Raw genomic sequence first — 23,862 nt, 5'->3', positions numbered from 1 at the left:
GAAGGAAGGAACAATGCTGGCAATCGGCCTCATGTCGGGCACTTCGCGCGACGGCATAGACGCGGCATTGATCGAAACGGACGGCGAGGGCGTCAACAAAGCGATCAGCTTCCACGCGATGCCCTATCAGGAAGGGTTCCGTGTTCGCCTTGCCGAAGCCTGTCGGCGGGCCATGGCCATGGACAAGCCGGGCTTCGAACCGCTGCTCCATTCGGTGGAAGAAGAACTCACCGAATTGCATGTGGAGGCCGTGTCCGATCTGCTCGCGCGCAGCGGCCATATCGCAGAGGACATCGCGGTCATCGGTTTCCACGGCCACACTGTCGCACATCGTCCCGAATGGCGCTGGACCTGGCAGATCGGCGACGGCGCTGCCCTGGCCGGAGCCTTCGGCATTCCAGTAGTGAGCGACCTGCGCAGCGCCGACGTAGCTGCAGGGGGGCAGGGCGCTCCTCTGCTCCCGGTCTATCACCGCGCTCTCGCTCATGACCTGCCCAAGCCGGTCGCCGTCCTAAACCTGGGCGGTGTCGCCAACATCACCGCCATCGCAGCCGATGGCGACATCACCGCCTTCGACACCGGTATGGCGAGCGGCCTCATAGACAATTGGATGCAGACCCACAGCGACCGCAGCTTCGACGAAAATGGCGAAACCGCCGGAACCGGCCGCATCGATGAAGCCCGCCTCGATCAGATGCTCGCCGACCCCTGGTTCGAGCTCCCGCCGCCGAAAAGCATCGATCGTGAGGCTTTCTCGATCGACGCCGTCAGCGGCCTTTCACTGGAAGACGGGGCCGCAACCCTAACCGCCTTCACCGCGAGGGCCCTCGCTCGCGGCCTCGATCATCTGCCTCAACGCCCGGCCCACATTTACGTAGCCGGCGGCGGCCGCCATAACGCCACGCTCATGGCTATGCTCGCCAGCTACACGGGCGCAACGGTCCTCCCCGTCGATGATCTCGGATGGGACGGCGACGCCCTGGAAGCGCAGGGCTTCGCCTATATGGCCGTCCGTCATTTGAAAGGGCTGCCTATCAGTTTCCCCGGCACCACTGGCGCGCCGCAGCCGATGACTGGCGGTGTCCTGTACCCACCGGCCTGAGACAGGATCACCGCTTCCGCGTCAACTCGCGCATCCCGTCGTCAATGCCTTCCAGCGTCAGCGGATACATGCGCTCGCTCATGATTTCCCGGATCATGCGCGTGGACTGGCTGTAATCCCAGTGCGAGCGCGGCGTGGGGTTCAGCCACACCGTCGCGGGATAGGTATGCAGCACGCGGCTCATCCAGACAGCGCCGGGCTCCTCATTCATATGCTCGACCGATCCGCCCGGATAGCTGATCTCATAGGGGCTCATCGCCGCGTCCCCGACAAAGATCACCTTATAATCATGCCCATATTTGTGCAGGATGTCCCAGGTAGGAATGCGCTCTGAAAAGCGGCGGTTATTATCCTTCCACACCCCTTCATAGAGGCAGTTGTGGAAGTAGAAGAACTCCATATTCTTGAATTCGCTGGTGGCCGCTGAAAACAGCTCTTCGCATAGCCGGATAAACGGGTCCATCGATCCGCCCACGTCGAGGAACAGCAGCAGCTTGACCGCATTGTGCCGCTCCGGCCGCATGCGGATATCCAGCCAGCCCTGCCGCGCGGTGCCGCGAATGGTGCCCTCCAGGTCAAGCTCCTCCGCCGCGCCCTCCCGCGCAAAGCGTCGCAGCCGCCGCAACGCCACCTTGATGTTTCGCGTGCCCAACTCCTTGCTGCTGTCCAGATTCTGGAACTCACGCTTTTCCCACACCTTGATCGCGCGCTTGTGCCGACTCTCGCCGCCGATCCGAACGCCCTCCGGATTATAGCCGCCATAACCAAAGGGCGACGTCCCGCCGGTCCCGATCCACTTGTTGCCGCCCTGATGACGGCCTTTCTGCTCCTCCAGCCGCTTTTTTAGCGTCTCCATGATCTCGTCCCAGCTGCCCAAGGACTTGATCTTTTCCATCTCCTCGGCGCTCAGATATTTCTCGGCGACCAGGCGCAGCCATTCCTCCGGAATTTCTGCCTCAACGCCCTCCGCGCCAAGCACGCCCTTGAAGACCTTCGCAAAGACCTGATCAAAGCGATCGATCAGACCCTCATCCTTCACATAGGTCGCGCGGGCGAGATAATAGAATTCCTCCGGCCGCTGCCCAATCACATCGCGGTCCAGCGCTTCCAGCAGCAGCAGATGCTCCTTTATGCCGACCGGGATGCCGGCCGCGCGGAGCGCATCAAGGAAATTTAACATCATGACGGCGTCCTTCTCCGCCAGCAGGGTTGCGGATGCAAGACCCACCCTCCGCTTGGTTGAGGGAATGTTAAGTGTTGCATTGCATCGTTAATAGGGCAGTATCCATGACGGGTCGTGGGGGCGAACAACCATTGGAAAACGGGCATTTGTTGACGGACTTGGGCGAGCGGTCGGGGGACATAGCGCTGCAGTGCAGCGAAACTGCTGGCTTCTTGGGAGAATTGACGCGCCGCATTCAGGCCGACTCGGTACTGCTCAGCCAACTCCAATCCAACATGGAGGCCCTCGCAGGCAGTCAGAATGAAAGTGTCGTCGCTGCACAGGAGCTTAGCCTCACCTCCCGCCGTGCGGCCCGCATCATCGCCGAGGGGCATGAGGCGATCACCCAATCTCTGGCGCAGGTCGCCGGGCTGGTCGAACATGTCACGGGGTTGGAGGGCCGCCTCCGCCAGTTTCTCGATGTCATCGAAGCAGTAGGGGGCATCTCCGATCAGCTCGGCGCCATTGCCCGCCAGACCCGGCTCCTCGGGGTAAATGCCGCCATCGAGGCGGCTCGCGGCGGAGAAGCAACGCAAGGATTTGCCGTAGTCGCAGACGAAATCCGCCGTCTCGCGGGGCAGGCGGGCGATTCGGCGGCGTCGGTCGGCGACAAGCTTGGCCAGCTCGATCGGGACGCTCGCCACCTCATCAGCGGCGTCGAAGCCAATATCGTGCGCGGTCGCCACGTCAGCGCGCATATCGACACGTTGAGCGTCACCATGGCCGAAATCGCGTCCCTGGTGACCCAATTTGGCGATCGGTCCAATGCGATCGTCACCTGCACCGACGAAGCCGACGCCGATGTCGGGGCGCTGCGCCAGGGCCTTACGAGCTTCAGCCAGTCCGCCGCCGAAAGCGCCGGCCGGGTCGAAGTGGCGAAGGTGCAGCTCGAACAGCTCGAAGGCATGGCGAACGACATGCTCAACACCGCCGCCCATGGCGGCCATCGCACGCGCAACAGCCGCTATATCGCTTATGCGGAAGAAGGCGCGGAAGAGATTTCGCGCCTGATCGAAGCTGCGCTGCAATCAGGCGAATTGTCTCCCTCAGCCCTGTTTGACGCTAATTATCGCCCGATCCTGGCGTCAGATCCGCCGCAATATGAAAATGGCCTCACGGCTTTTGCGGATCGTGCTGTTCGGCCGGTGCTGGACCGGCGCACGGCGCAGGATGAAGCGATCGTCGGCTGCTGCCTTATCGACATGAACGGTTATCTTCCGACGCACATCACCGCGCGCAGCCACCCTCAGCGTGAGGGCGCACGTAACTGGAACATGGAACATGCCCGTAACCGGCAGATTTTCATGGACAGCCAGACCCGCCGCGCCCTGGACGGGGACGGCGACTTCTTCCTCTTCACCTACCGGCAGGATCTGGGGGAGGGCCGCTATCGCGCACTACGCAGCGTTTTCGTGCCCTTGCTGTTCAACGGACGCCGCTGGGGTCTGTATGAGGTCGGCTATCTCATCTGATCTCATACGCCTGATCCCATGGATCAACGACACCAGCACAAAGGATATGATGATCAGCAGATACCAGGAGCCGAGCTTGGGCAGGCTCACCATCTGCCACCCATGGTGCTGATCGGGATAATTCCAGGCGTTGGCGAACGTCCCGATATTCTCCGCAAACCAGATGAAGAGCGCGACCAGCAGAAAACCCAACAGCAAAGGCATGCGCCGTACCTCATACCAGGGCGTGAACCAAATCCAGCTGCGCCAGAATATTGCTATGGCGGCGGTGAACAGGGCGATCCTGACATCGGGCAACCAGTGATGGGCGAAGAAATTGACATAGATCGCCCCAGCCAGGAGGGCGGTCGTCCACATGGGCGGATAGCCGCTGAAGGAAAAGCTGAAGATGCGCCAGATGCGCGCGATATAGCTGCCGACCGCCGCATACATGAAGCCGGAAAATAGAGGCACTGCGCCTACATGCAGCAGGCTCTGTTCCGGATAAATCCATGATCCCGCCTGCGTTTTAAACAGTTCCATAACCGTGCCGATCAGGTGAAAGGCGCAAATGACAATCGCCTCACGGGGCGTTTCCAGGCGCAACGCCAGCATCGTAAGCTGAATGAGGACCGCCGCCAGCGTCAGGAAATCATATCGGTGCAGCGGTGCATCTGCCGGGTAGAAAAGATGAGTGCCGAGCAGCAGCGCCAGCATCAGGGCGCCGAACAGGCAGGCCCAGCCCTGCTTGAACCCGAACAGTAGAAATTCATAGAGCCAAGCCCGCAGCCCGGCTGCGATCCGCACTGCCTCCAAATGTGTGCGAACCCGCCCAAACCGTGTGGCGTTGGCGTGGTCGATCATGGCGGGTTCCAAAACCATCTCCCCGGTTCGGGCTGAGCCTGGCAAAGCCTGTCCTGAGCGCCTGCTGCAAGCAGGTAGGTCGAACGACCCTTCATTCACCTGAAGAAAAGAACGCCCTTCGACAAGTTCATGGAGATGAGAAACGACGCAAATGACCGGGGATGCCATAGCCAAAATGAAGCCGGAACGGCAATGGCACCCGCCCGCCCGCCAGCTTTCGCTCGGAGTAAAGCTGCCCTGAACTACGTCGAAGGGTCGGGAACTATCCCTTACTGCGCCGCCCCAGCATGCCGCATGATAACTTCACCACTGGCGGCATAATGCGCGGTCGTCCGCGCCTGGGCTGTTTGCGGATCCTTGCCACCCAGTATCTCAGCTATCTGGCGTGAACTCGGCACCCGATCATAAACCCCGAAAAGCTGCGTCTGGCCGATCGAATGGATCGATAGCTGATAACCCTTGCCCGCCGCCGCGGGATCGAAGGTCATCACGGTCCCGGCATCATCGACCGGAACGATCACCGCGCCATTCGCCACATCGCGCTGTTGCAGCACGTCGTAGCTGCCTTCCGCCGTCCGCACCTGCCCGCGAATGCAGAAAGAAGCGCGCCCCTCGATCAGAGGAGCAGCATCCGCGGCAGCCGCGGGCGCCTGAGCGGTAAGCTTTGCGTCTGTCCCGTCCTGCGTCGGGCAAGCCGCGAAACGGGCTGGGGCTATCGGCTTTACGCTGCCCGGATCATCGAAACGTAGCCCGTTCAGCATGCTGTCCAATCCTGCCAGGACTTCTTTGCGCCGTTCCGTAGGGCCGGTAACGCGCAGCTTCACCAGCCAGCGTCCGGCATGAGCGAAACCAGCCGCCGTGGTCAGGGCGCCATCGGCGGCGTCTTCATAAACCGCTCGGATTGCTCGACCCGTCTGGCCGGCGAGTGGCGCGCTTGCATAAGCGGTGCGGCGGGTTTTCGTGCCGAACCGCTCCATGATGGCGCGATCCGTCATATGCGCCGCGAGCGAACTGTCGGCATAGCTCGGTAAATAAACATAGACCGTCGCTTGGATCGCTCCGTCTTCGGACAGATATTGCGCGTAATTGTCGATGCCCTTGCCGCCGTTGGAAACCTCACCGCTCTTCGCGAGCGACAGCCCCGCGATCGTTTGCGGCAGGCTGATACCCGCGGCGTCAGCACGCAGGCTCGTGTCGCTGGCCGACCAGGCTTCATGCTCTTCGACAGCATCGGCCAGCGCGGGCGCTGACGCGATCAGCAGAACCGGCAACAGGGACAAGACAGGCTTGAACATCGGCATCCTTCCCATTTCACGCCGTCTTGTCGCGGCTTTGAAATATATGTCAGGAAAGTTGAGCCGAATTGCAGGCAGTAGGCAAGCCTGCTTTTACGCGACCGGCGGAATTTGCGCCGGATAATGGGGCAGGTTCGGGTCCAGATGCGCCCAATCGGGTGCGGCGCTGGTCCAGATAACCGCCTCTGGTCCAATCAGGCCGGGATCGTCCAGCGCGCCTGCTCGTATGAATATAAGATGGGGCCGCGATTCGGCGATGCTGAACAGCGGCGTCCCGCATTCCAGGCAGAAACCGCGCCGCATACGGTTGCCACTGTCGGCAACGCTCTCATGCCACCGCACCTCGCCTTGCGTCTGCACGTTCTCGGCAGGGAAGCAGACATTGACCGTTGCCGATCCGCCGCCCAGATATTGGCACAGCCTGCACCAGCACATCCGCGCCGCCAGCGGCTCGGCCTCAATGCCGATCCCCACCGCCCGGCACAGGCATCCGGCTTGATGGGTCATCGAAAATTCTCCTTCCAGCTTCCCCTCCCGCTGGCGCGAGGGGCTAGGGGAGGGGGCAGGTTACAAACTAACGCCCCTGCCGCCGAGCCATAAAGGCCAGCCGCTCGAACATCATGATGTCCTGCTCATTCTTCAGCAGCGCACCATGCAGCGGCGGGATGGCCTTTGTCGGATCACGCTCCTGCAGAACGTCAAGCGGCATGTCCTCGTTGAGCAGCAGCTTCAACCAGTCCAACAATTCGCTCGTAGACGGCTTTTTCTTGAGCCCCGGCACATCCCGGATCTCGTAGAAAATCTCGAGCGCGCGGTTCACCAATATCTTCTGGATGCCTGGGAAATGCACATCGATGATCGCCTGCATCGTCTCCCGGTCAGGAAACTTGATATAATGGAAGAAGCAGCGCCGCAGGAACGCGTCGGGCAATTCCTTCTCATTGTTCGACGTGATGACAACCACAGGCCTTTCCTGGGCCGCGACCGTCTCACCCGTCTCATAAACATGAAACGCCATGCGATCGAGTTCCTGCAATAGGTCGTTGGGGAACTCGATATCCGCCTTGTCGATCTCGTCGATCAGCAGGACCGGCAGGGTAGGGGAGGTGAACGCCTCCCACAGCTTGCCTTTGCGGATATAATTGCTGATCTCATGAACCCGCGGGTCGCCCAGTTGCCCGTCGCGCAGGCGCGCCACCGCGTCATATTCATACAGCCCTTGATGCGCCTTCGTCGTCGATTTGACGTTCCATTCGATCAGCGGAGCATTGAGCGCCTTGGCGATTTCCTGCGCCAGCACCGTCTTGCCGGTGCCCGGCTCACCCTTCACCAGCAGCGGGCGGCGCAGCAGCACCGCAGCGTTGACCGCGACCTTCAGGTCGTCGGTTGCGACATAATCTTCCGTACCTTCAAACCGCATGAGCCTGCTTCGCTTTCCTGTCCTGTCTTCGACCTAGGGAAAGCGAACCAGCGCCGCAATGCGTTTATTCCTATCGCTTCTGCCGCCTTATTTCGGCCCGCGCCTGCAACAGGTCCCACAAGCCGCGCTGCTGGCTCAGCAACTGGCGCGCACCGAACTGGATCGCTCGATCCGTCGCATCGTCTCCGCCGATGGCGCGCGCGACATTGAAGGTCGCGGCCCGATCGGGCAGGTCGCATGCGTGGGGTTCCACCCCAACGCGGATCCCCGCCATTTCCAATATGTGGCGCACCGCTCGCCAGTCCAGCAACAGCGCGATCGCAGCGCCCATCGCGCAGCCTCGTCGGTCCGATTGCGCCAGCATGTCCAGCGCATGGCGCTGCTGACTGACAATCGCCTCGCAATCACTTTGCCCGGCTGTGCTGGGCACCGGCCCCACCGCCACTGTCACTTGCGTCAAATACGCCCGCTCCCGCGCAAAGGCGTCAGCAGCCTGCACTAGCCACGCCCTAGCCCCATTGTCTGCCGATCGCGTCGCGGCATGATCGATCACGCCAGGATGGCGGCCATGCAGCAGGCAAAGATAGTGCGCGGCATCGGCCAGATCTGCCAGCGTCAACACTGCGTCGCGGCCGATCCCCGCCCGCGCGCTGCTGGCATGGGCATGACCATCCGTCCCGTCGGCTGCGACAAGCGCCTCGATCACCTGAGATATGTCGCCTGTCCCCAGGCGTGCTGCTGCTTCGTTCATCGTCAACCCCTGCGCGGCCGCCAGCGCCATTGCGGCCGTTTTGCGCACTATAGGGAAGCGAGGTAAAAGAGGGGTTTATGCGCTCAAAAAAAATGGCGGCCCGAAAGCCGTCCTCCCTATCGTTTCGCCGCGCCAGAGCCCCTATTGGTCCAGGAAGCTGCGCATCTTGCGGCTGCGGCTCGGATGCTTCAGCTTGCGCAGAGCCTTTGCCTCGATCTGGCGGATACGTTCGCGCGTCACGCTGAACTGCTGGCCCACCTCCTCCAGCGTATGGTCGGTGTTCATGCCGATGCCGAAGCGCATGCGCAGCACACGTTCCTCGCGCGGTGTCAGCGAAGCCAGAACCCGCGTCACGGTTTCCTTGAGGTTCGCTTGGATCGCGGCATCCACCGGGATGATCGCATTCTTGTCCTCGATGAAATCGCCCAGATGTGAATCCTCCTCATCGCCGATCGGCGTTTCGAGGGAGATCGGCTCCTTGGCGATCTTCATCACCTTGCGCACCTTCTCCAGCGGCATGGAAAGGCGCTCGGCCATTTCCTCCGGAGTCGGCTCGCGGCCCTGCTCGTGCAGGAACTGGCGGCTGGTGCGCACCAGCTTGTTGATCGTCTCGATCATATGGACCGGAATGCGGATGGTCCGCGCCTGATCCGCAATCGAACGGGTGATCGCCTGCCGGATCCACCAGGTCGCATAGGTCGAGAATTTATAGCCGCGCCGATATTCGAACTTATCGACAGCCTTCATCAGGCCGATATTGCCTTCCTGAATAAGATCAAGGAATTGCAAGCCACGGTTCGTATATTTTTTAGCGATGGAGATGACCAGGCGCAGGTTCGCCTCGACCATTTCCTTCTTCGCGATGCGCGCCTCGCGCTCGCCCTTTTGCACCATGTTGACGATGCGGCGGAATTCATTCAGCGACATGCCGGTCGCCTGCGCGATCTCGCTCACCTCATTGCGGATGCGCTCGACGGCGCGTGCCTCGGCTGCGGCAAAGGCCGCCCATTTCTTGTCGATGCCGGACACCTTGTCCATCCAGCCATCGTCCAGTTCATGGTTCACATAGCGGTCGAGGAAATCCTTGCGGCTCACCTTGTGCCGCTCGGCCAGGCGCAGCATCTGGCCGCCCAGCGCGGTCAGGCGCCGGTTATAGGCATAAAGCTGATCGACCAGATATTCGATCTTCTGCTGGTGGAACTGAACGCTTTCGACTTCCGCGGTCAGCTGCTCGCGCAGGTCCTGATAGTCGTCCTCCGCCGCTTGGCTTAGCGCCTCGCCATTGGCCATGGCCGCCATGCGCGATTCCTGCGCGCGCGAGAAGGTGCGGAAAATCTCCGTGATGGTCGCGAATTTCTCCAGCGCCATCGGCTTCAGGGTCTCTTCCATCTGGGCGAGGGAGAGGGTGTTGTCTTCTTCCTCTTCCTCTTCCACCCGGCGGGTCCGGCGCTCGGTCAGGCCGTCCTCATCCTCGTCGGAATCGGCCGCCTCTTCCTCGGGCTCCTCCTCTTCCTTGAAGCTGGGCCCAGCGGTCTTCTCGCTGATTTCGCCATCATCATCCTCGGCGCCTTCCTCCAGATTCTCCGGAGCCGGATCCTTGGAGAGCATCGCGTCGAGATCCAGGATCTCGCGCAGCTGCATCTCGCCATTATTGAGCGCGGTCGACCATTCGATGATCGCGTTGAAGGTTGTCGGGCTTTCGCACAGGCCCAGAATCATCGTGTCGCGCCCGGCCTCAATGCGCTTGGCGATGGCGATTTCGCCCTCACGGCTCAGCAGCTCGACCGCACCCATTTCGCGCAGATACATGCGCACAGGGTCATCGGTGCGATCGACCGTTTCTTTCTTCTTCTCGGCTACGGGGCGAGGCGAACCGTCATCATCGGCGCTGTCGTCCGCTGCGTCGTCATCGCTGTCGTCGCGCTGATCGTCGCCATCTTCACTGGCTTCTTCATTTTCGACGATGTTCACGCCCATCTCGTTGAGCGCGGCCATGATGTCCTCAATCTGCTCGGAAGACATCTGGTCCTGCGGCAGGGCGTCGTTCAGCTCGTCATAGGTGATGTAGCCGCGCTTCTTCGCACGCGCGATCAGCTTCTTGACCGACGCCTCGTTCAGATCAAGGAGCGGCGCATCGCCGGTATCCACATCCTCGCCCGCACCCTTGCCTGTCGCCTTGCTCGCCATTTATTCGCCTTAACTCCGCCGTCCCGATTGGGACGAATCAAACAATATCTTCGGACTGCGCCAGTTCCGCCAAGCGCCGGTCATGATCCATCTTCATCCGATGAACCCGCTGCTGCTCGGCAAAGGTCTCCTCGTTGAGGTCTTCCTTTGCCCGTCTGGTGGCTTCCGCCAGCGCCGTCTCCAACTCCGGTCCTTGCGCCATCACCCGGATAGCCTCCTCCAGATCGCGCGAAACGCGACTCGAGTCGGCGGTCATCCTGTTGGGGGTGAATGTGAACGTGTCGGCCCGGAGCATCCCCTTCGCCATATTATACACTTCACCTTGGCCCAATATGGTAAGGAGGCCCTCGGTTTCAACTGTTTCTTGCGTGAAGGAAGCCGTCACCATCGCGCGCAGCAGTCCGGCCAAGGCCGAATCGCCGATATGCAGTGCTGACAGCATCTCCCGATGCAGCATGATCTGCTCCGGATGGCGCAGCAGGCTTGCGAGTACCGCGCGCAGCAGCCGCTGCTCCATGCCGCTCACCCCGATCGCCCGCGCTTCGCTGCCAACCGGGGGCAGGGGAGGCTTCCAATTGCCCCGCCGGTCACGCTGCCACCCCTGACGAGCGCCGCCGCCTCGCTGATGCCGGGGGCCGCCGCCCGAAGCTTGCCGCGCAAAGAACAGGGCATCGTAACGCTGGCGGAATATCTGCACATAATGCGCCCGTACATCGGGATGCGCGATGGCGTCCGTGATAGCGCCCAGCCGCTGTTTTAAGGCCGCTCGCTGCTCGGGCGTATCCAGCGGCACCGCATTCTGTTCATGGGCCCACAACCGCTCGACCAGCGGTTCAGCAACACTCAACACCTTCTCCATCGCTACCGGTCCTTCGGCCCGGATCAGGTCGTCGGGGTCTTGCCCAGCCGGGAGCGTCGCAAAAGCCAGGCTCATCCCAGGCCGTAGCAGCGGCAGCGCCCGCGTCGCCGCCCGGATCGCCGCCTTCTGACCCGCTGCATCCCCGTCGAAGCAAAGGATCGGCACGTCCACCATCTTCCACAGTCGCTGGATCTGATGCTCGGTGAGAGCCGTGCCGAGCGGCGCGACGGCTTCGCCGAAACCAGCCTGGGCCAGCGCTATCACGTCCATATAGCCCTCGACCACGATCACCCGTCCGCTCTGGCGACTGGCGGGGGAGGCGCGATCGATATTGTAAAGCGTCCGTCCCTTGTCGAAGAGCGGCGTGTCCGGCGAGTTCAGATATTTGGGTTCGCCCTGGCCCAATATGCGCCCGCCAAAGGCGATCACTCGCCCCCGAATATCGCGGATCGGCAGCATGAGCCGCCCCCGGAACCGGTCATAGCTTTCGCGCTTTCGCGCCTTTTCACCCTCGCTCGCATCCGGATCGATCAGCAATCCGGCCTCGATCAGCATAGGCTCGCCAAACTCGGTTAGCGCGCCTTTCAGCTTTCCATTGGAATCCGCGGAATAGCCAAAGCCAAAGGCTCGCCGAGTGGCTTCGCTGATCCCGCGCCGCTTCAGGTAATCCCGGGCTTCAGCGCCTTCGATCCCGCCAAGCTGCTCTTCGAACAAGGCTTGCGCTGCCACCATGACGTCATGCAGGCCCTTCGCCTTCTCCGCCCGTTTCGCCATATGCGGATCGGGCGCGGGCACATCCATTCCCGCCGTCGCAGCAAGTTCCTTCACGGCCTCCATGAACGGCAAGCCGCGCTGATCGGTCATCCACCGGATCGCATCCCCATGCGCTCCGCAGCCGAAGCAATGATAAAAGCCCTTCTCATCATTGATGGTGAAGCTGGGCGTCTTCTCATTATGAAAAGGACAGCAAGCCTTATACTCCCGCCCCGCTTTGGTGACCTTCACCGTCCGCCCGATCAGGGTGGACAGGGATGTCCGCATACGCAGCTCGTCAAGGAAGGCGGGGGAAAGGCTCATGTCCCCTCACCACAAAAGCTCCCCTCCCGCTCGCGGGAGGGGTTGGGGGAGGGGATGTGTGCCATCATCCGGGAAATGACGCGCTCAATCTCGGCCACAACCCCATCCAAATTCCCCAGCACATCATTATTCCAGAAGCGCAACACTCTATACCCGCGTTGCTTTAGAAACGCTGTCCGGCCTGCATCGACGGACGCATCATGCTGCCAGCCATCAACTTCAATCACGGGCCGGATCGATCGTGCTACGAAATCACAGATGAACGGGCCTACTGGAACCTGCCGATTAAACCGAATGCCGGCTAGTTTGCGCGCGCTGATCGCTTGCCACAGAACGCGCTCCGCATCGGTCGCATTGTTGCGGAGGGGGCGTGCGCGGAGGGTAGGGCGGGCATAGCCTTTGTCCATTGATCTTGAACATGCCCTCCCCTGATCCCTCACGCAAGGCGGCAGGGGAACCGTATCGCAGCTTTAGGACAGCGCCGCTTTCACCAGCCCGCTAGCCTTGCTCATGTCAATCACAGCCCCATGCCGTTCCTTCAGCACGGCCATGACCTTCCCCATATCCTTGACGCTGCTCGCCCCAACCTCAGCCTTGATGGCGTCAATGGCCGCCTTGGTCTCATCCTCGCTCAGCTGCTGCGGCAGGAAGCTCTCGATAACCACCAATTCCGCCTGTTCCTTCGCGGCCAACTCGTCGCGTCCGCCACTCTTGAACATGTCGATCGATTCGCGCCGCTGCTTGGCCATCTTCTGCAGCACCTCGACCACGATCGTGTCGTCATCAGGCACGCTGCTGGTGGTCCGCAACTCGATGTCCCGGTCCTTCAGCTTGGCGAGGATCAGCCGCACCGCGGCCAGGCGTTCCTTGTCCCCGCCCTTCATGGCTTCGACCTGGGCGCTCTTTACCTTCTCGCGAATCATGGCGACACGAATCCTGTGCTACGGGAAAAAGCCAGATATAATGCGAAAAGAGATTTTTAACAGCGGTTGACCGCGCGGGGCTCAAGGCATAGGTGACCGGCCGTTTAACCCGCTGCAGACGGGTTCCCGCAAAAACATGAAGGACGCTACGACCATGGCTGATGCCAAGACCCTCACCGTGCCCAAAGGAGCGACAGGGGTATTGGTTTTTGCTGACGGCAGCGCGGTGTTTGGACGCGGCTTCGGCTCGGTCGGCGATGCGGTGGGCGAGCTTTGCTTCAACACCTCGATCACTGGCTATCAGGAGATTATGACCGATCCCTCCTACGCGGGTCAGATCATCAATTTCACCTTCCCCCATATCGGTAATGTCGGCACCAATGTCGACGATGTGGAGGCGGATGCCCCGCATGCGCTGGGCTGCATAGTCCGCGAGGACGTCACCGCGCCCAGCAACTTCCGCAATGTCGAGCCGTTCGACCAGTGGATGAAGGAACATGGCCGCATCGGCCTCTCGGGCGTCGATACCCGCGCACTGACGCGCATGATCCGCCTCAAGGGCGCGCCCAATGTTGTGATCGCCCATGACCCGGACGGCAATTTCGACCTCGCTACGCTGGCTGACAAGGCCGACAGTTGGCCCGGTCTTGAGGGCATGGACCTCGCCATTGAAGTCACCGGCAAGGAAAGCCGCCTGTGGAAGGACGGCGTCTGGAAGCTCGGTCATGGCTATGGCCTGGGCGAAGCGGGCGATGAACGCCCTCATGTCGTCGCGATCGATTATGGCGCGAAGAACAACATCTTTCGTAACCTGGTGAAGGCTGGCGCCCGAGTCACCGTGCTGCCCGCCACCGCTACCTATGAGCAGGTGAGGGAGCAGAAGCCCGACGGCGTCTTCCTGTCCAACGGCCCCGGCGACCCGGCCGCGACCGGCGAATATGCCGTGCCCGTCATCAGGCAGGTTTTGGAGGCCGACCTGCCGGTCTTCGGCATCTGCCTCGGCCACCAGATGCTGGCGCTCGCTGCCGGCGCCAAGACCGTGAAGATGCACCAGGGCCATCGCGGCGCCAATCACCCCGTCAAGCGGCTCTCAGACGGCCTTGTCGAGATCACCTCGATGAACCACGGCTTCGCGGTCGATAGCGACACGCTGCCTGAAAATGTCAAGCCGACCCATGTGTCGCTCTTTGATGGCAGCAACTGCGGCATAGAACTAACTGATAAGAAAGCATTTTCTGTTCAGTATCACCCGGAAGCATCGCCCGGCCCTCAGGACAGCTTCTACCTGTTCCAGCGCTTCGTCGAAGGGCTGAAGTGAGCCTCAATCTGCCTCAGGTTGATCCCGCCCGGCTCGAAGCGGAGTGGGAGGCGGACAAGGCCGTTCTCGCCAATCTCACCGAGAATGGCGACAAGCCGCGCATCCCGCGCCCGGTCGATGTCAGCTTCCGGGGAAGCGAGAAGGATTTCGAACGCGTGCTGACCATCGCCAGTCAGTTCGGCTTTGTCGAACTCGACCGCGAAGAGGATGAGGATGGCGATCTCTACCTGTTCCTCGAAACCGAGCAGGCGGTCGACAAAGCGTCCATCCGCGCGCTGACGAAGAAGTGCCTCCAGATCGAAATCCTGTGCGGCGTCGAATATGACGGCTGGGGTTGCGAGGCCCGGACGGGGGCTGTGCATTGATGAAGCAACGGTGGGGGAACTGAGCGATGGCTACAGTGCGCGACTTTACTGTTGAGCATCTAGAAAATGCTCGGCCTCATGAAGAGGTCGAAACGATCGTTCGGTTGGTCGATTGCGGTCGAGAGAAGCTCATCCAAATTGATACTTACGGGCGGCCAGGCCGAGAAATTCCTGGCAAGCTGTCGCAAACAATCCGCTTAGATAAAGCCGCTTTTGAAAAGCTGGTCCAGCTCGGGAAAAGTCACTTCTAATGCCCAAACGCACCGACATCTCCTCCATCCTCATCATCGGCGCTGGCCCGATCATCATCGGCCAGGCTTGCGAGTTCGACTATTCGGGCACGCAGGCGGTGAAGGCGCTCAGGGAAGAGGGCTATCGCATCATTCTGGTGAATTCCAACCCAGCCACCATCATGACCGACCCGGAATTTGCCGACGCGACCTATGTCGAGCCGATCACGCCCGAAATCGTGGCGAAGATCATCGAGAAGGAGCGCCCCGACGCGGTGCTGCCGACCATGGGTGGCCAGACGGCTCTCAACACGGCGCTGGCGCTGTTCAATGACGGCACGCTGGAGAAATATGGCGTCAAAATGATCGGCGCGGATGCCGAAGCCATCGACAAGGCCGAGGACCGCCTGAAGTTCCGCGACGCGATGGACAAGATTGGGCTGGAATCGGCCCGCTCGCGCATCGCCCATACGATGGAAGAGGCGCTGGAGGGGCTGGAGTTCACCGGCCTTCCCTCGATCATTCGCCCCAGCTTCACGCTCGGTGGCACCGGCGGCGGCGTCGCCTACAACAAGGAAGAGTTCAAGCGGATCGTAGCCGAAGGGCTCGACGCCTCGCCGACCACCGAAGTCCTGATCGAGGAATCGCTCCTCGGCTGGAAGGAATATGAGATGGAGGTCGTCCGGGATCGGAATGACAATGCCATCATCATTTGCTCGATTGAAAATGTCGATCCGATGGGCGTCCATACCGGCGACTCCATCACCGTCGCGCCGGCGCTGACGCTGACCGACAAGGAATATCAGATCATGCGCAACGCGAGCATCGCGGTGCTGCGTGAGATCGGCGTTGAGACCGGCGGCTCCAACGTCCAGTTCGCCGTCAACCCGAAAGACGGCCGCTTGGTCGTCATCGAGATGAACCCGCGCGTATCTCGCTCCTCGGCGCTGGCGTCGAAGGCGACCGGCTTCCCCATCGCCAAGGTCGCGGCGAAACTCGCCATAGGCTACACGCTGGACGAGATTGAGAACGACATCACCGGCGCGACGCCCGCCAGCTTCGAACCGACCATCGACTATGTCGTAACGAAAATCCCGCGCTTCGCCTTCGAGAAGTTCAAGGGCTCTGAACCGCTGCTCGGCACCGCGATGAAGTCGGTGGGCGAAGTGATGGCGATCGGCCGCAACATTCATGAATCCATGCAGAAGGCCCTTCGCGGCCTTGAAACGGGGCTGTGCGGTTTCAATGAGGTCGAACATCTGGTCGGCGCGCCGAAAGACGACATCATCGCAGCGCTCGCTCAACCAACTCCGGATCGCTTGCTGGTCGCTGCCCAAGCTCTGCGGGAAGGACTGACGGTTGCAGAAGTCCATGCCGTGGCGAAGTATGATCCATGGTTTCTGGAGCGCATCAAGGAGATCATTGACGCCGAGGCGGAAATCCTCAGCAACGGTCTGCCGCAGGACGCGGAGGGCATGCGCCGCCTGAAGGCTATGGGTTTTGCCGACAAGCGCCTCGCTTACCTCGCGCTCAAGTCCGCTAATCTGCGCGGCATGGAGCGCGGCATCGCGCGTGGTTCCGGTTTGATCCACGAAGCGGTCAAGGCGATGACCGGCGGCGTCACCGAGGATGAGGTTCGCGCGCTCCGTCATAGGCTGGGCATCCGCCCCGTCTTCAAACGCATCGACACCTGCGCGGCCGAGTTCGAGGCGAAGACGCCTTATATGTATTCGACCTATGAGGCTCCGATCTTCGGTGAGCCGGAGAACGAGGCGCAGCCCAGTGACCGGAAGAAAGTCGTCATCCTCGGTGGCGGCCCCAACAGGATTGGCCAGGGCATCGAGTTCGACTATTGCTGCGTCCACGCCTGCTTCGCGCTCAGCGAAGCTGGCTTCGAGACGATCATGATCAATTGCAACCCGGAAACCGTGTCCACCGATTATGACACGTCCGACCGTCTCTATTTCGAACCGCTAACCGCCGAGGACGTCCTCGAGATCCTTAGCGTCGAAATGTCGAACGGCACGCTGGCGGGCGTCATCGTCCAGTTCGGCGGCCAGACGCCGCTCAAGCTCGCACAGGCGCTGGAGGATGCGGGCATCCCGATCCTGGGCACGTCGCCCGACGCCATCGATCTGGCCGAAGACCGTGAACGGTTCGCCGCGCTGATCGACAAGCTCAGACTTAAGCAGCCAGCCAACGGCATTGCCCGCAGTCGGGAAGAGGCGATCGCGGTCGCCAACCGCATCGGCTATCCGGTGCTGATGCGCCCATCCTATGTCCTTGGCGGCCGCGCCATGGAGATTGTCGATGGCCAGGCGCAGTTGGAAGAATATATCGCCACCGCCGTGCAGGTGTCGGGTGACTCGCCTGTGCTGATCGATCAGTATCTGCGCGACGCGGTCGAAGTGGACGTGGACGCGCTCTGCGATGGTGATGATGTCGTGGTTGCAGGGGTCCTCCAACATATCGAAGAGGCTGGCGTGCACTCCGGTGATAGCGCCTGCTCCCTGCCACCCTACAGCCTTTCCGATGAGGTCATCGCCGAAATCGAGCGTCAAGCCGATGTTCTAGCCCGTGCGCTGTCGGTGCGGGGTCTCATGAATATTCAATTCGCGGTCAAGGACGGCGTGGTTTACCTGATCGAGGTGAACCCGCGCGCTAGCCGCACAGTGCCCTTCGTCGCCAAAGCGATCGGCACGCCTATCGCCAAGATCGCCAGCCGCGTCATGGCGGGCGAGAAGCTGAAGGATCTGCCGAAGATCGATCGTAATGCGATTTCACACATCGCGGTCAAGGAAGCGGTCTTCCCCTTCGCCCGCTTCCCCGGCGTCGATCCCGTATTATCGCCGGAAATGAAGAGCACCGGCGAAGTCATGGGCATCGACAGTGACTTCGCGACCGCCTTCGCCAAGGCACAACTTGGCGCCGGCACCATTCTGCCCAAAAGTGGCACGGTGTTCGTGTCGGTCAAGGATAGTGACAAGCCGGTGGTGCTGCCCGCCGTGCAAAAGATGGCGGCTCTGGGCTTCACCATCATCGCGACCGGCGGCACCGCCCGCTATCTGGAAGAGCAGGGCGTCTCGGTGCAATTGGTGAACAAGGTGGCCGAAGGCCGTCCGCATATCGTGGACAAGATCACCGATGGCGACATCGATCTGATCGTCAACACGACGGAAGGCTGGCAGTCGCTAAAGGACAGTAAGGCCATCCGCACCAGCGCCCTGCGGGCTAAGGTGGCGAGCTTCACTACCGCCGCGGCCAGCGTGGCGGCAGCGGATGCGATTGAGGCGCTGCGCGGCCACGCCCTTGAAGTACGGTCGTTGCAGTCCTATTATCCAAGGCCGCAAGCCTGACCCCCTGCATCAGGAACCATGCTGCGGGCGGCCTCATAAGCGAGGCCGCCAAAGGGAAGTTTTGACAAAGGATCTGCGATAAAATGGCCACCGTGGAAAAGATGCCGATGCTGCAGATGGGCTATGACAAGCTCAATGAGCAGCTCCGCGAACTGAAGGCGGAACGGCCTTTGATCGTGGACGCCATCGAAGAAGCGCGTGCCCATGGCGATCTGTCGGAAAATGCCGAATATCATGCGGCAAAGGAACGGCAGGGCCAGGTCGAAGCAACGATCGCAGATCTTGAGGACAAGCTGTCGCGCGCCCAGATCATCGATCCTAAGGCGCTCTCAGGCGACAAGGTGGTGTTTGGTGCCACCGTCACCCTCCTCGATGAGGACGAAAAGCCCGTCAAATATCAAATAGTCGGCCAAGCTGAGGCTGACGCAAAGCTCGGCATGATCAGCTATAACAGCCCGCTGGGCCGCGCGCTGATCAGCCGCCAGGTCGGTGAAGAGGTTGAAGTGTCGGTTCCCTCCGGGGACAAATTCTACCTGATCGACAAAATCGAATTCATCTAAACGCCGGTGAGACTACCCACTGGACGGATGACGGACATAATCGCGGCGATTACCTTCGTCGCCTTTATGTTGTTGTCGTTGACGGGGCAGGTGGACAATGCGGCGATCTTGGGCGGCTTCATACCCGTCCGGATCGATGATCCCCAGTTATTTAAGGGGGTTTTGGCTGTTCCCCTATGGCTGACGCCGCTTAGCTGCACGCTCGTTCATGCTGGCTGGCTGCACATCGGCTTTAACCTTCTGATGCTGGTCTTTTGTGGGCGTCAAGTTGAACAGGTGCTGCAGAAAGGCGCGGTTCTGCTCCTCTACATCGCTGGCGCCTATGGCGCGGCACTGCTGCAATGGGCTACAGGACCGTCATCTCCCAATCCCATGGTGGGCGCCAGCGGAGCGATTTCCGCGATCCTGGCGACCTATGCGCTTCTTTATGGTCAGCGCACGGTCCGGCGGATTGGCCCCTTTTCCGCCAATTTGCTGCGGGTGCTTTGGCTGGCGGCAGGATGGATCATCTTGCAGTTGATGATCGGACTCGCATCGGCGCGCGGTGGGCTTGGTGATCTCGGCCAGATTGCCATCGCCGCGCATATTGGCGGTTTTCTCGTCGGGCTTGTACTGACCCGTCCCTTGCTTCGCTGGCGCTTCCGCAAGGGGCCGAAGCCTCTAGTCTGATCGCTTACCCCTGTGGCAACTCGGGCTCCAGCAGGCGATGCAGATGAACGATGACATAGCGCATTTCAGCGTCATCGACGGTGCGCTGGGCAGCGCCGCGCCATGCATTTTCAGCCGATGCATAATCGGGAAAAACGCCGACGAGGTCGATCGAGGTCAGGTCTTCGAATTCCAGAGTTTGGGGGTCTTTGACCCGTCCCCCCATGACCAGGTGGAGTTTACTCATAATTTCATCAGTCTCCCATGGAAGGAGTGGCCACTCTAGCAGTGCGCGCACTCCCGTCCAAGGCTTCCAGCAGTCGTAGCGGGCTGCTTTTTAGGCCGGAGCAATTACCGTTTCGGCAATCGCGCTTTCAAGGCTTCGCTGACCGAATCAATTTTGCTCGCAACCAGAGAGACAAGGTCATCCGCAACTCGCGACGCTGTACCCGTTATGTCTGCCGATGCTGCGGTCTCACGGGCCGAAGATGCCGTCTTACTGGCGCTTTCCTGGACATGATGCAGCGCATCGCTCGCATTCGACCGGATGGTTTCCGCGCCCTCTGCAGCGGCGGCCCGTGCCGCAAGCGCCGCTTCAACGACGCGGCTGCCTGCCGTCGCCGCCAAGCCCGGCAGCGCCTTCATCGCCGCGCGGCTCTTAGGAAACAACCACGCCACTACGGCTCCAGCCGCAACTGCCCCAGCAACGGCAGCAATGGGGTGCTCCTGGACAATTTCATTTGCGCGCGCGGCCACGCGCTGCGTCCGGTCACGCACATCGCTGTAAGCATCGCCCGCGCGGTCGCGACTTGTCTGGATCAGGTCCGCAGCGCTGTCGCGCGCTTTGCCAGTTGTGTCGCGGAACTTGCCGGACGCCGTTTCGGCAATGTCATTCGCGGCATCGCGCACGCGTGTAATCTGAGCATGAATATCAGCCATTGTCGGTCTCCGCTCTCTCCGGGTGACGATTGGTAATCCGAACGTATGTCCGCCTGAAAAGTGCCGAAAGCGGACGGCGGAACAGATAGATCATTAGCGCAGCAGCAGCGGCTCCGGCTGCCACTGGGCGCTCCTGAACCTTCGCCGACACATAATCGCGGCCGTTCGAAAAGCTGTCCAAGGCCCGTTGCTTGATGTCCTGCTTTAGGCGAGCAGGTCTGATGCGGGCCTTTGCAGCCGAGGCGCTCGACAAAAATTGAGCTTTTTTCTGCTCCGCCCGAGCCTGAGCCTGCCGATATCGTTCTAGCGCGTTCATGATTTAATGGCTTTCCGCATCCTTGAGATCCGCGCTTTGGCCATCAGCAGCAATATGATCGCAACGATCAGCGAAGAGCCAAATATCACCAAGGCTGACCAGCCCGCCCCAAGATGCCGACTGAGCATCAGCACCATTCCCACGAGGAAGGCGATCAGACCTGCGAAGGCCAGCATGAGCCCCGCCGTAGCGAAGATCGCGGCATCTCGAACGCCCGCCCCGGCGATCCCCGCGCGCAGCTTTTGCCGCTCTATCTCCGCGTCGGCATAGGCGCGGCCGTCCGTATAAAGTTTGCTGAACGCCGAACGCACACTGTCCTGCTGCCGTTCAGTTTCCGGCTGCGCCGCTACCAGGCTTGGCTCTTCCGTCAAAAACCCCTCCGCCCCATCAGAGGGGCCTATTGTAAATTGTCAAAAGTGACGGCGTCAGGCTTTATCGTCGGAACCCTTGGCGAGCCGCATCAGCACGAAGCCGACCACCGCCGCAGCGCCGATCGCAACGGCCGGACTTTTACGGACAAAATCGCGCGCTTCACTCATCAGTTGATCGACATCCTTGCTGTCCAAGGTGTCGGCCGCGCCTGCGACTGCCTCAGCGGCCTGACGCGCATAATCACCATATTGCGGGCCGAGCTTGGCATCGACCGTGCCAGCCGTATCCGTGATAAGCTTGGCCAGGCTCTGCATAGCCGTGCCAGTCTTGTCCTTCGCTACAACAGCGGCAGATTTAGCGGTTTTTGTCGCCTGGTCTTTCAGCGGGTCGATATGCGTCTTCCAATCCACGGTGTTCAGCTTGTCTGCTGCACTCTTTGCTGCCTTTTCCGCTTGCGCCTTGAGAGGAGCTATCTGCGCCGCCCAGCCATGCGAAGCCGCGCCATTACCGGGCTTTGCTGTCGGGGCGCTCCGCGTTGCAGCCGTCTTGACTGGTGCTGCTGGCGTGGCTGTCGCCTCGGTGGCCGCAACGGGCTTGCCTTTGACCGGCTTGGCCGGGCTGGCCTTTTTCGTGCGCTTGGTGGGCGGGGTTTCCGGGGTGTCGGCCATCGTCCTATGTCTCCTCAGATATTGTGGGGTCGCGATGCGGGCGAATGGATATCCGTCCTCAATGCTCGCGACGGGCCACAGTTCCGTTGCCGTTACTAATTTGAGCATCGGCATTTTTCGAGTCCATGCAAGCCCCTGCATTGCCAATCGGAAAGGTGCTGGCTAAGCGGGCCCCGACTTGAGGCGCATTGCAGCATTCCAGGGAGCGACCATGACCGCCATTCTTGATATCCATGCCCGTCAGATTCTCGATAGCCGCGGCAATCCCACTGTCGAAGTCGATGTCATGCTGGAAGATGGCAGCTTCGGCCGCGCCGCCGTGCCCTCGGGCGCATCGACCGGCGCGTATGAGGCGGTTGAGAAGCGCGATGGGGACAAGAGCAAATATCTCGGCAAAGGCGTTCTCGCCGCTGTCGCCGCGGTCAATGACGAAATCGCCGAGCAACTGATCGGCCTCGATGCCGAGGATCAGGCCGAAGTCGATGCTGCGATGATCGCGCTCGATGGCACGGAGAATAAGAGCCGCCTCGGCGCCAACGCGATTCTGGGCGTCAGCCTCGCCACGGCCAAGGCGGCTGCGGATGCACGGGGCTTGCCTCTGTATCGCTATGTCGGCGGTGTGTCCGCTCACGTATTGCCGGTTCCGATGATGAACATCATCAACGGAGGCGAACACGCCGATAACCCGATCGATTTCCAGGAATTCATGATTATGCCGGTCGGGGCTGACAGTCTCGCGGACGCTGTGCGCGTGGGCGCGGAAATCTTCCACACGCTTAAGAAGGGCCTGCATGACAAGGGGTTGGCCACCTCGGTCGGCGATGAGGGTGGTTTTGCCCCCAATATTGCTTCGACCCGGGATGCGCTGGACTTCATCATGCTGTCGATCGAAAAGGCGGGCTATAAGCCCGGCGATGATGTGATGCTGGCACTGGATTGTGCAGCCACCGAATTCTTCAAGAACGGCAAGTACGAGATTTCGGGAGAGGGCCTGTCCCTGAGTCCCGTCGAGATGGCGGACTATCTGGCCGCGCTTTGCGCCGACTATCCAATCAAGTCGATCGAAGACGGGATGAGCGAGGATGACTTCGAGGGCTGGAAGGCGCTGACAGACAAGATTGGCGGTAAGGTCCAGTTGGTGGGTGATGACCTCTTTGTCACCAATCCGAAGCGCCTGGAGATGGGGATCGGCAAGGGTCTGGCTAACTCCCTTTTGGTGAAGGTGAACCAGATCGGTTCGCTGACGGAAACACTCGCTGCAGTCGATATGGCCCATCGTGCGCGTTACACTGCGGTTATGTCCCACCGCTCGGGCGAAACCGAGGATGCTACCATCGCCGACCTCGCCGTCGCCACCAATTGCGGGCAGATCAAGACGGGATCCCTGGCCCGTTCCGATCGGCTCGCCAAGTATAACCAGTTGATCCGCATCGAAGAAGAATTGGGTGATGTGGCCGTTTATGCGGGACGGTCTATCTTCCGCTAATCCCTATTTCAGCACTCGGCCGCAAGTTAACGAGATTTTGCTTGCGGCCGGCTCCGGCCTGTGATTCAACTGTTCCATGGCGCACATCGCTAAGCTTCGCATGTTGTTGTTTTCGGCTTTCGGGCCAGCGATCGCGGTGCTTCTTCTTCTTTTCTTCGCCGGTTATGTCGTGCTCGGCTCTAACGGGGTTCTTGCGTGGGGCGATTACACGCGCCAGCTTCATCGCGCTCAAGGCGAGCTGAAGTCGGTTCAGGCGCAGCGGAATGATCTCCGCAATCGCGTGGATTTACTCAATCCGCGCCGCGTGGATCCTGATCTCAGCGATGAACTGATCCGCCGCCAGCTCGGCGTGATACATCATGATGAAGTGATCGTGCCGCTGAACTAAGCCGCGGCATCCAATGCCGCTATTCCACGGGCTGCAGCGTTGCATTTCGGCCTGCTCTGCCGCTA

General features: G+C 60.9%; 24 protein-coding genes. 10 read left to right on the top strand and 14 right to left on the bottom strand.

The window, feature by feature from the left end; translation table 11 throughout:
* Nucleotides 1-13: 13 nt before the first annotated feature.
* On the top strand, nt 14-1,102 hold the full coding sequence (locus tag EP837_RS01975) for an anhydro-N-acetylmuramic acid kinase (protein ID WP_066524035.1): 1,089 nt from the start codon (nt 14-16) through the stop codon (nt 1,100-1,102).
* Between the two features lie 7 nt (nt 1,103-1,109).
* Here EP837_RS01975 and EP837_RS01970 read toward each other — a convergent pair whose 3' ends face one another.
* Nucleotides 1,110-2,285: a vWA domain-containing protein gene (locus tag EP837_RS01970; protein WP_066528521.1), complete on the bottom strand. Its 1,176-nt coding sequence runs from the start codon at nt 2,283-2,285 to the stop codon at nt 1,110-1,112.
* 104 nt (nt 2,286-2,389) lie between these two features.
* On the opposite strand from EP837_RS01970, the gene EP837_RS01965 reads away from it, so the two are divergent.
* Entirely contained in the window at nt 2,390-3,796 is a 1,407-nt protein-coding gene (locus EP837_RS01965; protein WP_066524033.1) for a methyl-accepting chemotaxis protein, read from the top strand.
* Here the strand turns inward: EP837_RS01965 and EP837_RS01960 are convergent.
* From EP837_RS01960 to EP837_RS01920, 9 genes are all read right to left on the bottom strand, one after another.
* Nucleotides 3,722-4,639, bottom strand: coding sequence for a DUF817 domain-containing protein (locus tag EP837_RS01960; RefSeq protein ID WP_082919640.1), 918 nt, complete (start codon nt 4,637-4,639; stop codon nt 3,722-3,724). The genes EP837_RS01965 and EP837_RS01960 overlap by 75 nt on opposite strands.
* Nucleotides 4,640-4,908: 269 nt before the next feature.
* Entirely contained in the window at nt 4,909-5,934 is a 1,026-nt protein-coding gene (locus EP837_RS01955) for a hypothetical protein (protein WP_066528518.1), read from the bottom strand.
* Nucleotides 5,935-6,027: 93 nt separating this feature from the next.
* Entirely contained in the window at nt 6,028-6,441 is a 414-nt protein-coding gene (locus EP837_RS01950) for a GFA family protein (RefSeq protein WP_066524031.1), read from the bottom strand.
* A 67-nt stretch (nt 6,442-6,508) separates the two neighbouring features.
* On the bottom strand, nt 6,509-7,354 hold the full coding sequence (locus tag EP837_RS01945; RefSeq protein ID WP_066524029.1) for an AAA family ATPase: 846 nt from the start codon (nt 7,352-7,354) through the stop codon (nt 6,509-6,511).
* Nucleotides 7,355-7,424: 70 nt separating this feature from the next.
* The gene (locus tag EP837_RS01940; protein WP_066528516.1) at nt 7,425-8,105 is read right to left on the bottom strand and encodes a DUF6975 family protein; all 681 of its coding nucleotides are present in this window, start codon (nt 8,103-8,105) and stop codon (nt 7,425-7,427) included.
* 141 nt (nt 8,106-8,246) lie between these two features.
* Nucleotides 8,247-10,292, bottom strand: a complete 2,046-nt coding sequence (gene rpoD / locus EP837_RS01935; protein WP_066524028.1) for an RNA polymerase sigma factor RpoD — start codon at nt 10,290-10,292, stop codon at nt 8,247-8,249.
* 37 nt (nt 10,293-10,329) lie between these two features.
* Nucleotides 10,330-12,228, bottom strand: a complete 1,899-nt coding sequence (gene dnaG / locus EP837_RS01930) for a DNA primase (RefSeq protein WP_066524026.1) — start codon at nt 12,226-12,228, stop codon at nt 10,330-10,332.
* The gene (locus EP837_RS01925; RefSeq protein WP_066524025.1) at nt 12,225-12,635 is read right to left on the bottom strand and encodes an endonuclease domain-containing protein; all 411 of its coding nucleotides are present in this window, start codon (nt 12,633-12,635) and stop codon (nt 12,225-12,227) included. Before EP837_RS01925 ends, dnaG begins: the two co-directional genes overlap by 4 nt.
* A 63-nt stretch (nt 12,636-12,698) precedes the next feature.
* Complete coding sequence (locus EP837_RS01920; RefSeq protein WP_066524024.1) at nt 12,699-13,151, bottom strand: GatB/YqeY domain-containing protein; 453 nt, start codon at nt 13,149-13,151, stop codon at nt 12,699-12,701.
* 154 nt (nt 13,152-13,305) lie between these two features.
* Between EP837_RS01920 and carA the strand changes: the two genes are divergently transcribed.
* The 6 genes from carA (at nt 13,306) to EP837_RS01890 (ending at nt 19,649) form a co-directional block, all read left to right on the top strand.
* Nucleotides 13,306-14,469 carry a glutamine-hydrolyzing carbamoyl-phosphate synthase small subunit gene (gene carA / locus EP837_RS01915; protein WP_066528508.1) on the top strand — a complete coding sequence of 388 codons (1,164 nt, stop codon included), beginning with the start codon at nt 13,306-13,308 and terminating at the stop codon, nt 14,467-14,469.
* A complete protein-coding gene (locus EP837_RS01910) occupies nt 14,466-14,834 on the top strand; it encodes a ribonuclease E inhibitor RraB (protein WP_066524023.1) in 369 nt (122 codons plus the stop codon). Before carA ends, EP837_RS01910 begins: the two co-directional genes overlap by 4 nt.
* A gap of 26 nt (nt 14,835-14,860) precedes the next feature.
* Nucleotides 14,861-15,085 (top strand): hypothetical protein, encoded by a 225-nt coding sequence (locus EP837_RS01905; RefSeq protein WP_066524022.1) that lies wholly within the window; start codon nt 14,861-14,863, stop codon nt 15,083-15,085.
* Nucleotides 15,085-18,420, top strand: a complete 3,336-nt coding sequence (gene carB, locus EP837_RS01900) for a carbamoyl-phosphate synthase large subunit (RefSeq protein ID WP_066524019.1) — start codon at nt 15,085-15,087, stop codon at nt 18,418-18,420. The genes EP837_RS01905 and carB overlap by 1 nt, the downstream gene beginning before the upstream one ends.
* An 83-nt stretch (nt 18,421-18,503) precedes the next feature.
* Entirely contained in the window at nt 18,504-18,980 is a 477-nt protein-coding gene (greA, locus tag EP837_RS01895) for a transcription elongation factor GreA (RefSeq protein WP_066524017.1), read from the top strand.
* 27 nt (nt 18,981-19,007) lie between these two features.
* On the top strand, nt 19,008-19,649 hold the full coding sequence (locus tag EP837_RS01890) for a rhomboid family intramembrane serine protease (RefSeq protein WP_066524015.1): 642 nt from the start codon (nt 19,008-19,010) through the stop codon (nt 19,647-19,649).
* Between the two features lie 4 nt (nt 19,650-19,653).
* Here EP837_RS01890 and EP837_RS01885 read toward each other — a convergent pair whose 3' ends face one another.
* From EP837_RS01885 to EP837_RS01865, 4 genes are all read right to left on the bottom strand, one after another.
* Nucleotides 19,654-19,875, bottom strand: coding sequence for a DUF4170 domain-containing protein (locus tag EP837_RS01885; protein ID WP_066524013.1), 222 nt, complete (start codon nt 19,873-19,875; stop codon nt 19,654-19,656).
* 104 nt (nt 19,876-19,979) lie between these two features.
* Nucleotides 19,980-20,567, bottom strand: coding sequence for a DUF883 family protein (locus EP837_RS01880; protein ID WP_066524012.1), 588 nt, complete (start codon nt 20,565-20,567; stop codon nt 19,980-19,982).
* Nucleotides 20,568-20,879: 312 nt separating this feature from the next.
* Nucleotides 20,880-21,254, bottom strand: a complete 375-nt coding sequence (locus EP837_RS01870; protein WP_066524008.1) for a phage holin family protein — start codon at nt 21,252-21,254, stop codon at nt 20,880-20,882.
* Nucleotides 21,255-21,308: 54 nt separating this feature from the next.
* Nucleotides 21,309-21,923, bottom strand: coding sequence for a hypothetical protein (locus EP837_RS01865; RefSeq protein WP_066524007.1), 615 nt, complete (start codon nt 21,921-21,923; stop codon nt 21,309-21,311).
* A 211-nt stretch (nt 21,924-22,134) separates the two neighbouring features.
* Between EP837_RS01865 and eno the strand changes: the two genes are divergently transcribed.
* A complete protein-coding gene (eno, locus tag EP837_RS01860) occupies nt 22,135-23,409 on the top strand; it encodes a phosphopyruvate hydratase (protein WP_066524006.1) in 1,275 nt (424 codons plus the stop codon).
* Between the two features lie 76 nt (nt 23,410-23,485).
* Nucleotides 23,486-23,797, top strand: a complete 312-nt coding sequence (locus EP837_RS01855; RefSeq protein ID WP_066524004.1) for an FtsB family cell division protein — start codon at nt 23,486-23,488, stop codon at nt 23,795-23,797.
* The last annotated feature ends 65 nt before the right edge of the window (nt 23,798-23,862 follow it).

The sequence above is a fragment of the Sphingobium sp. EP60837 genome (assembly GCF_001658005.1).
GTDB classification, from domain to species: domain Bacteria; phylum Pseudomonadota; class Alphaproteobacteria; order Sphingomonadales; family Sphingomonadaceae; genus Sphingobium; species Sphingobium tyrosinilyticum.
Note: the sequence above shows the minus strand (reverse complement) of the source record. Positions and strands in the feature narration are given on the sequence as shown.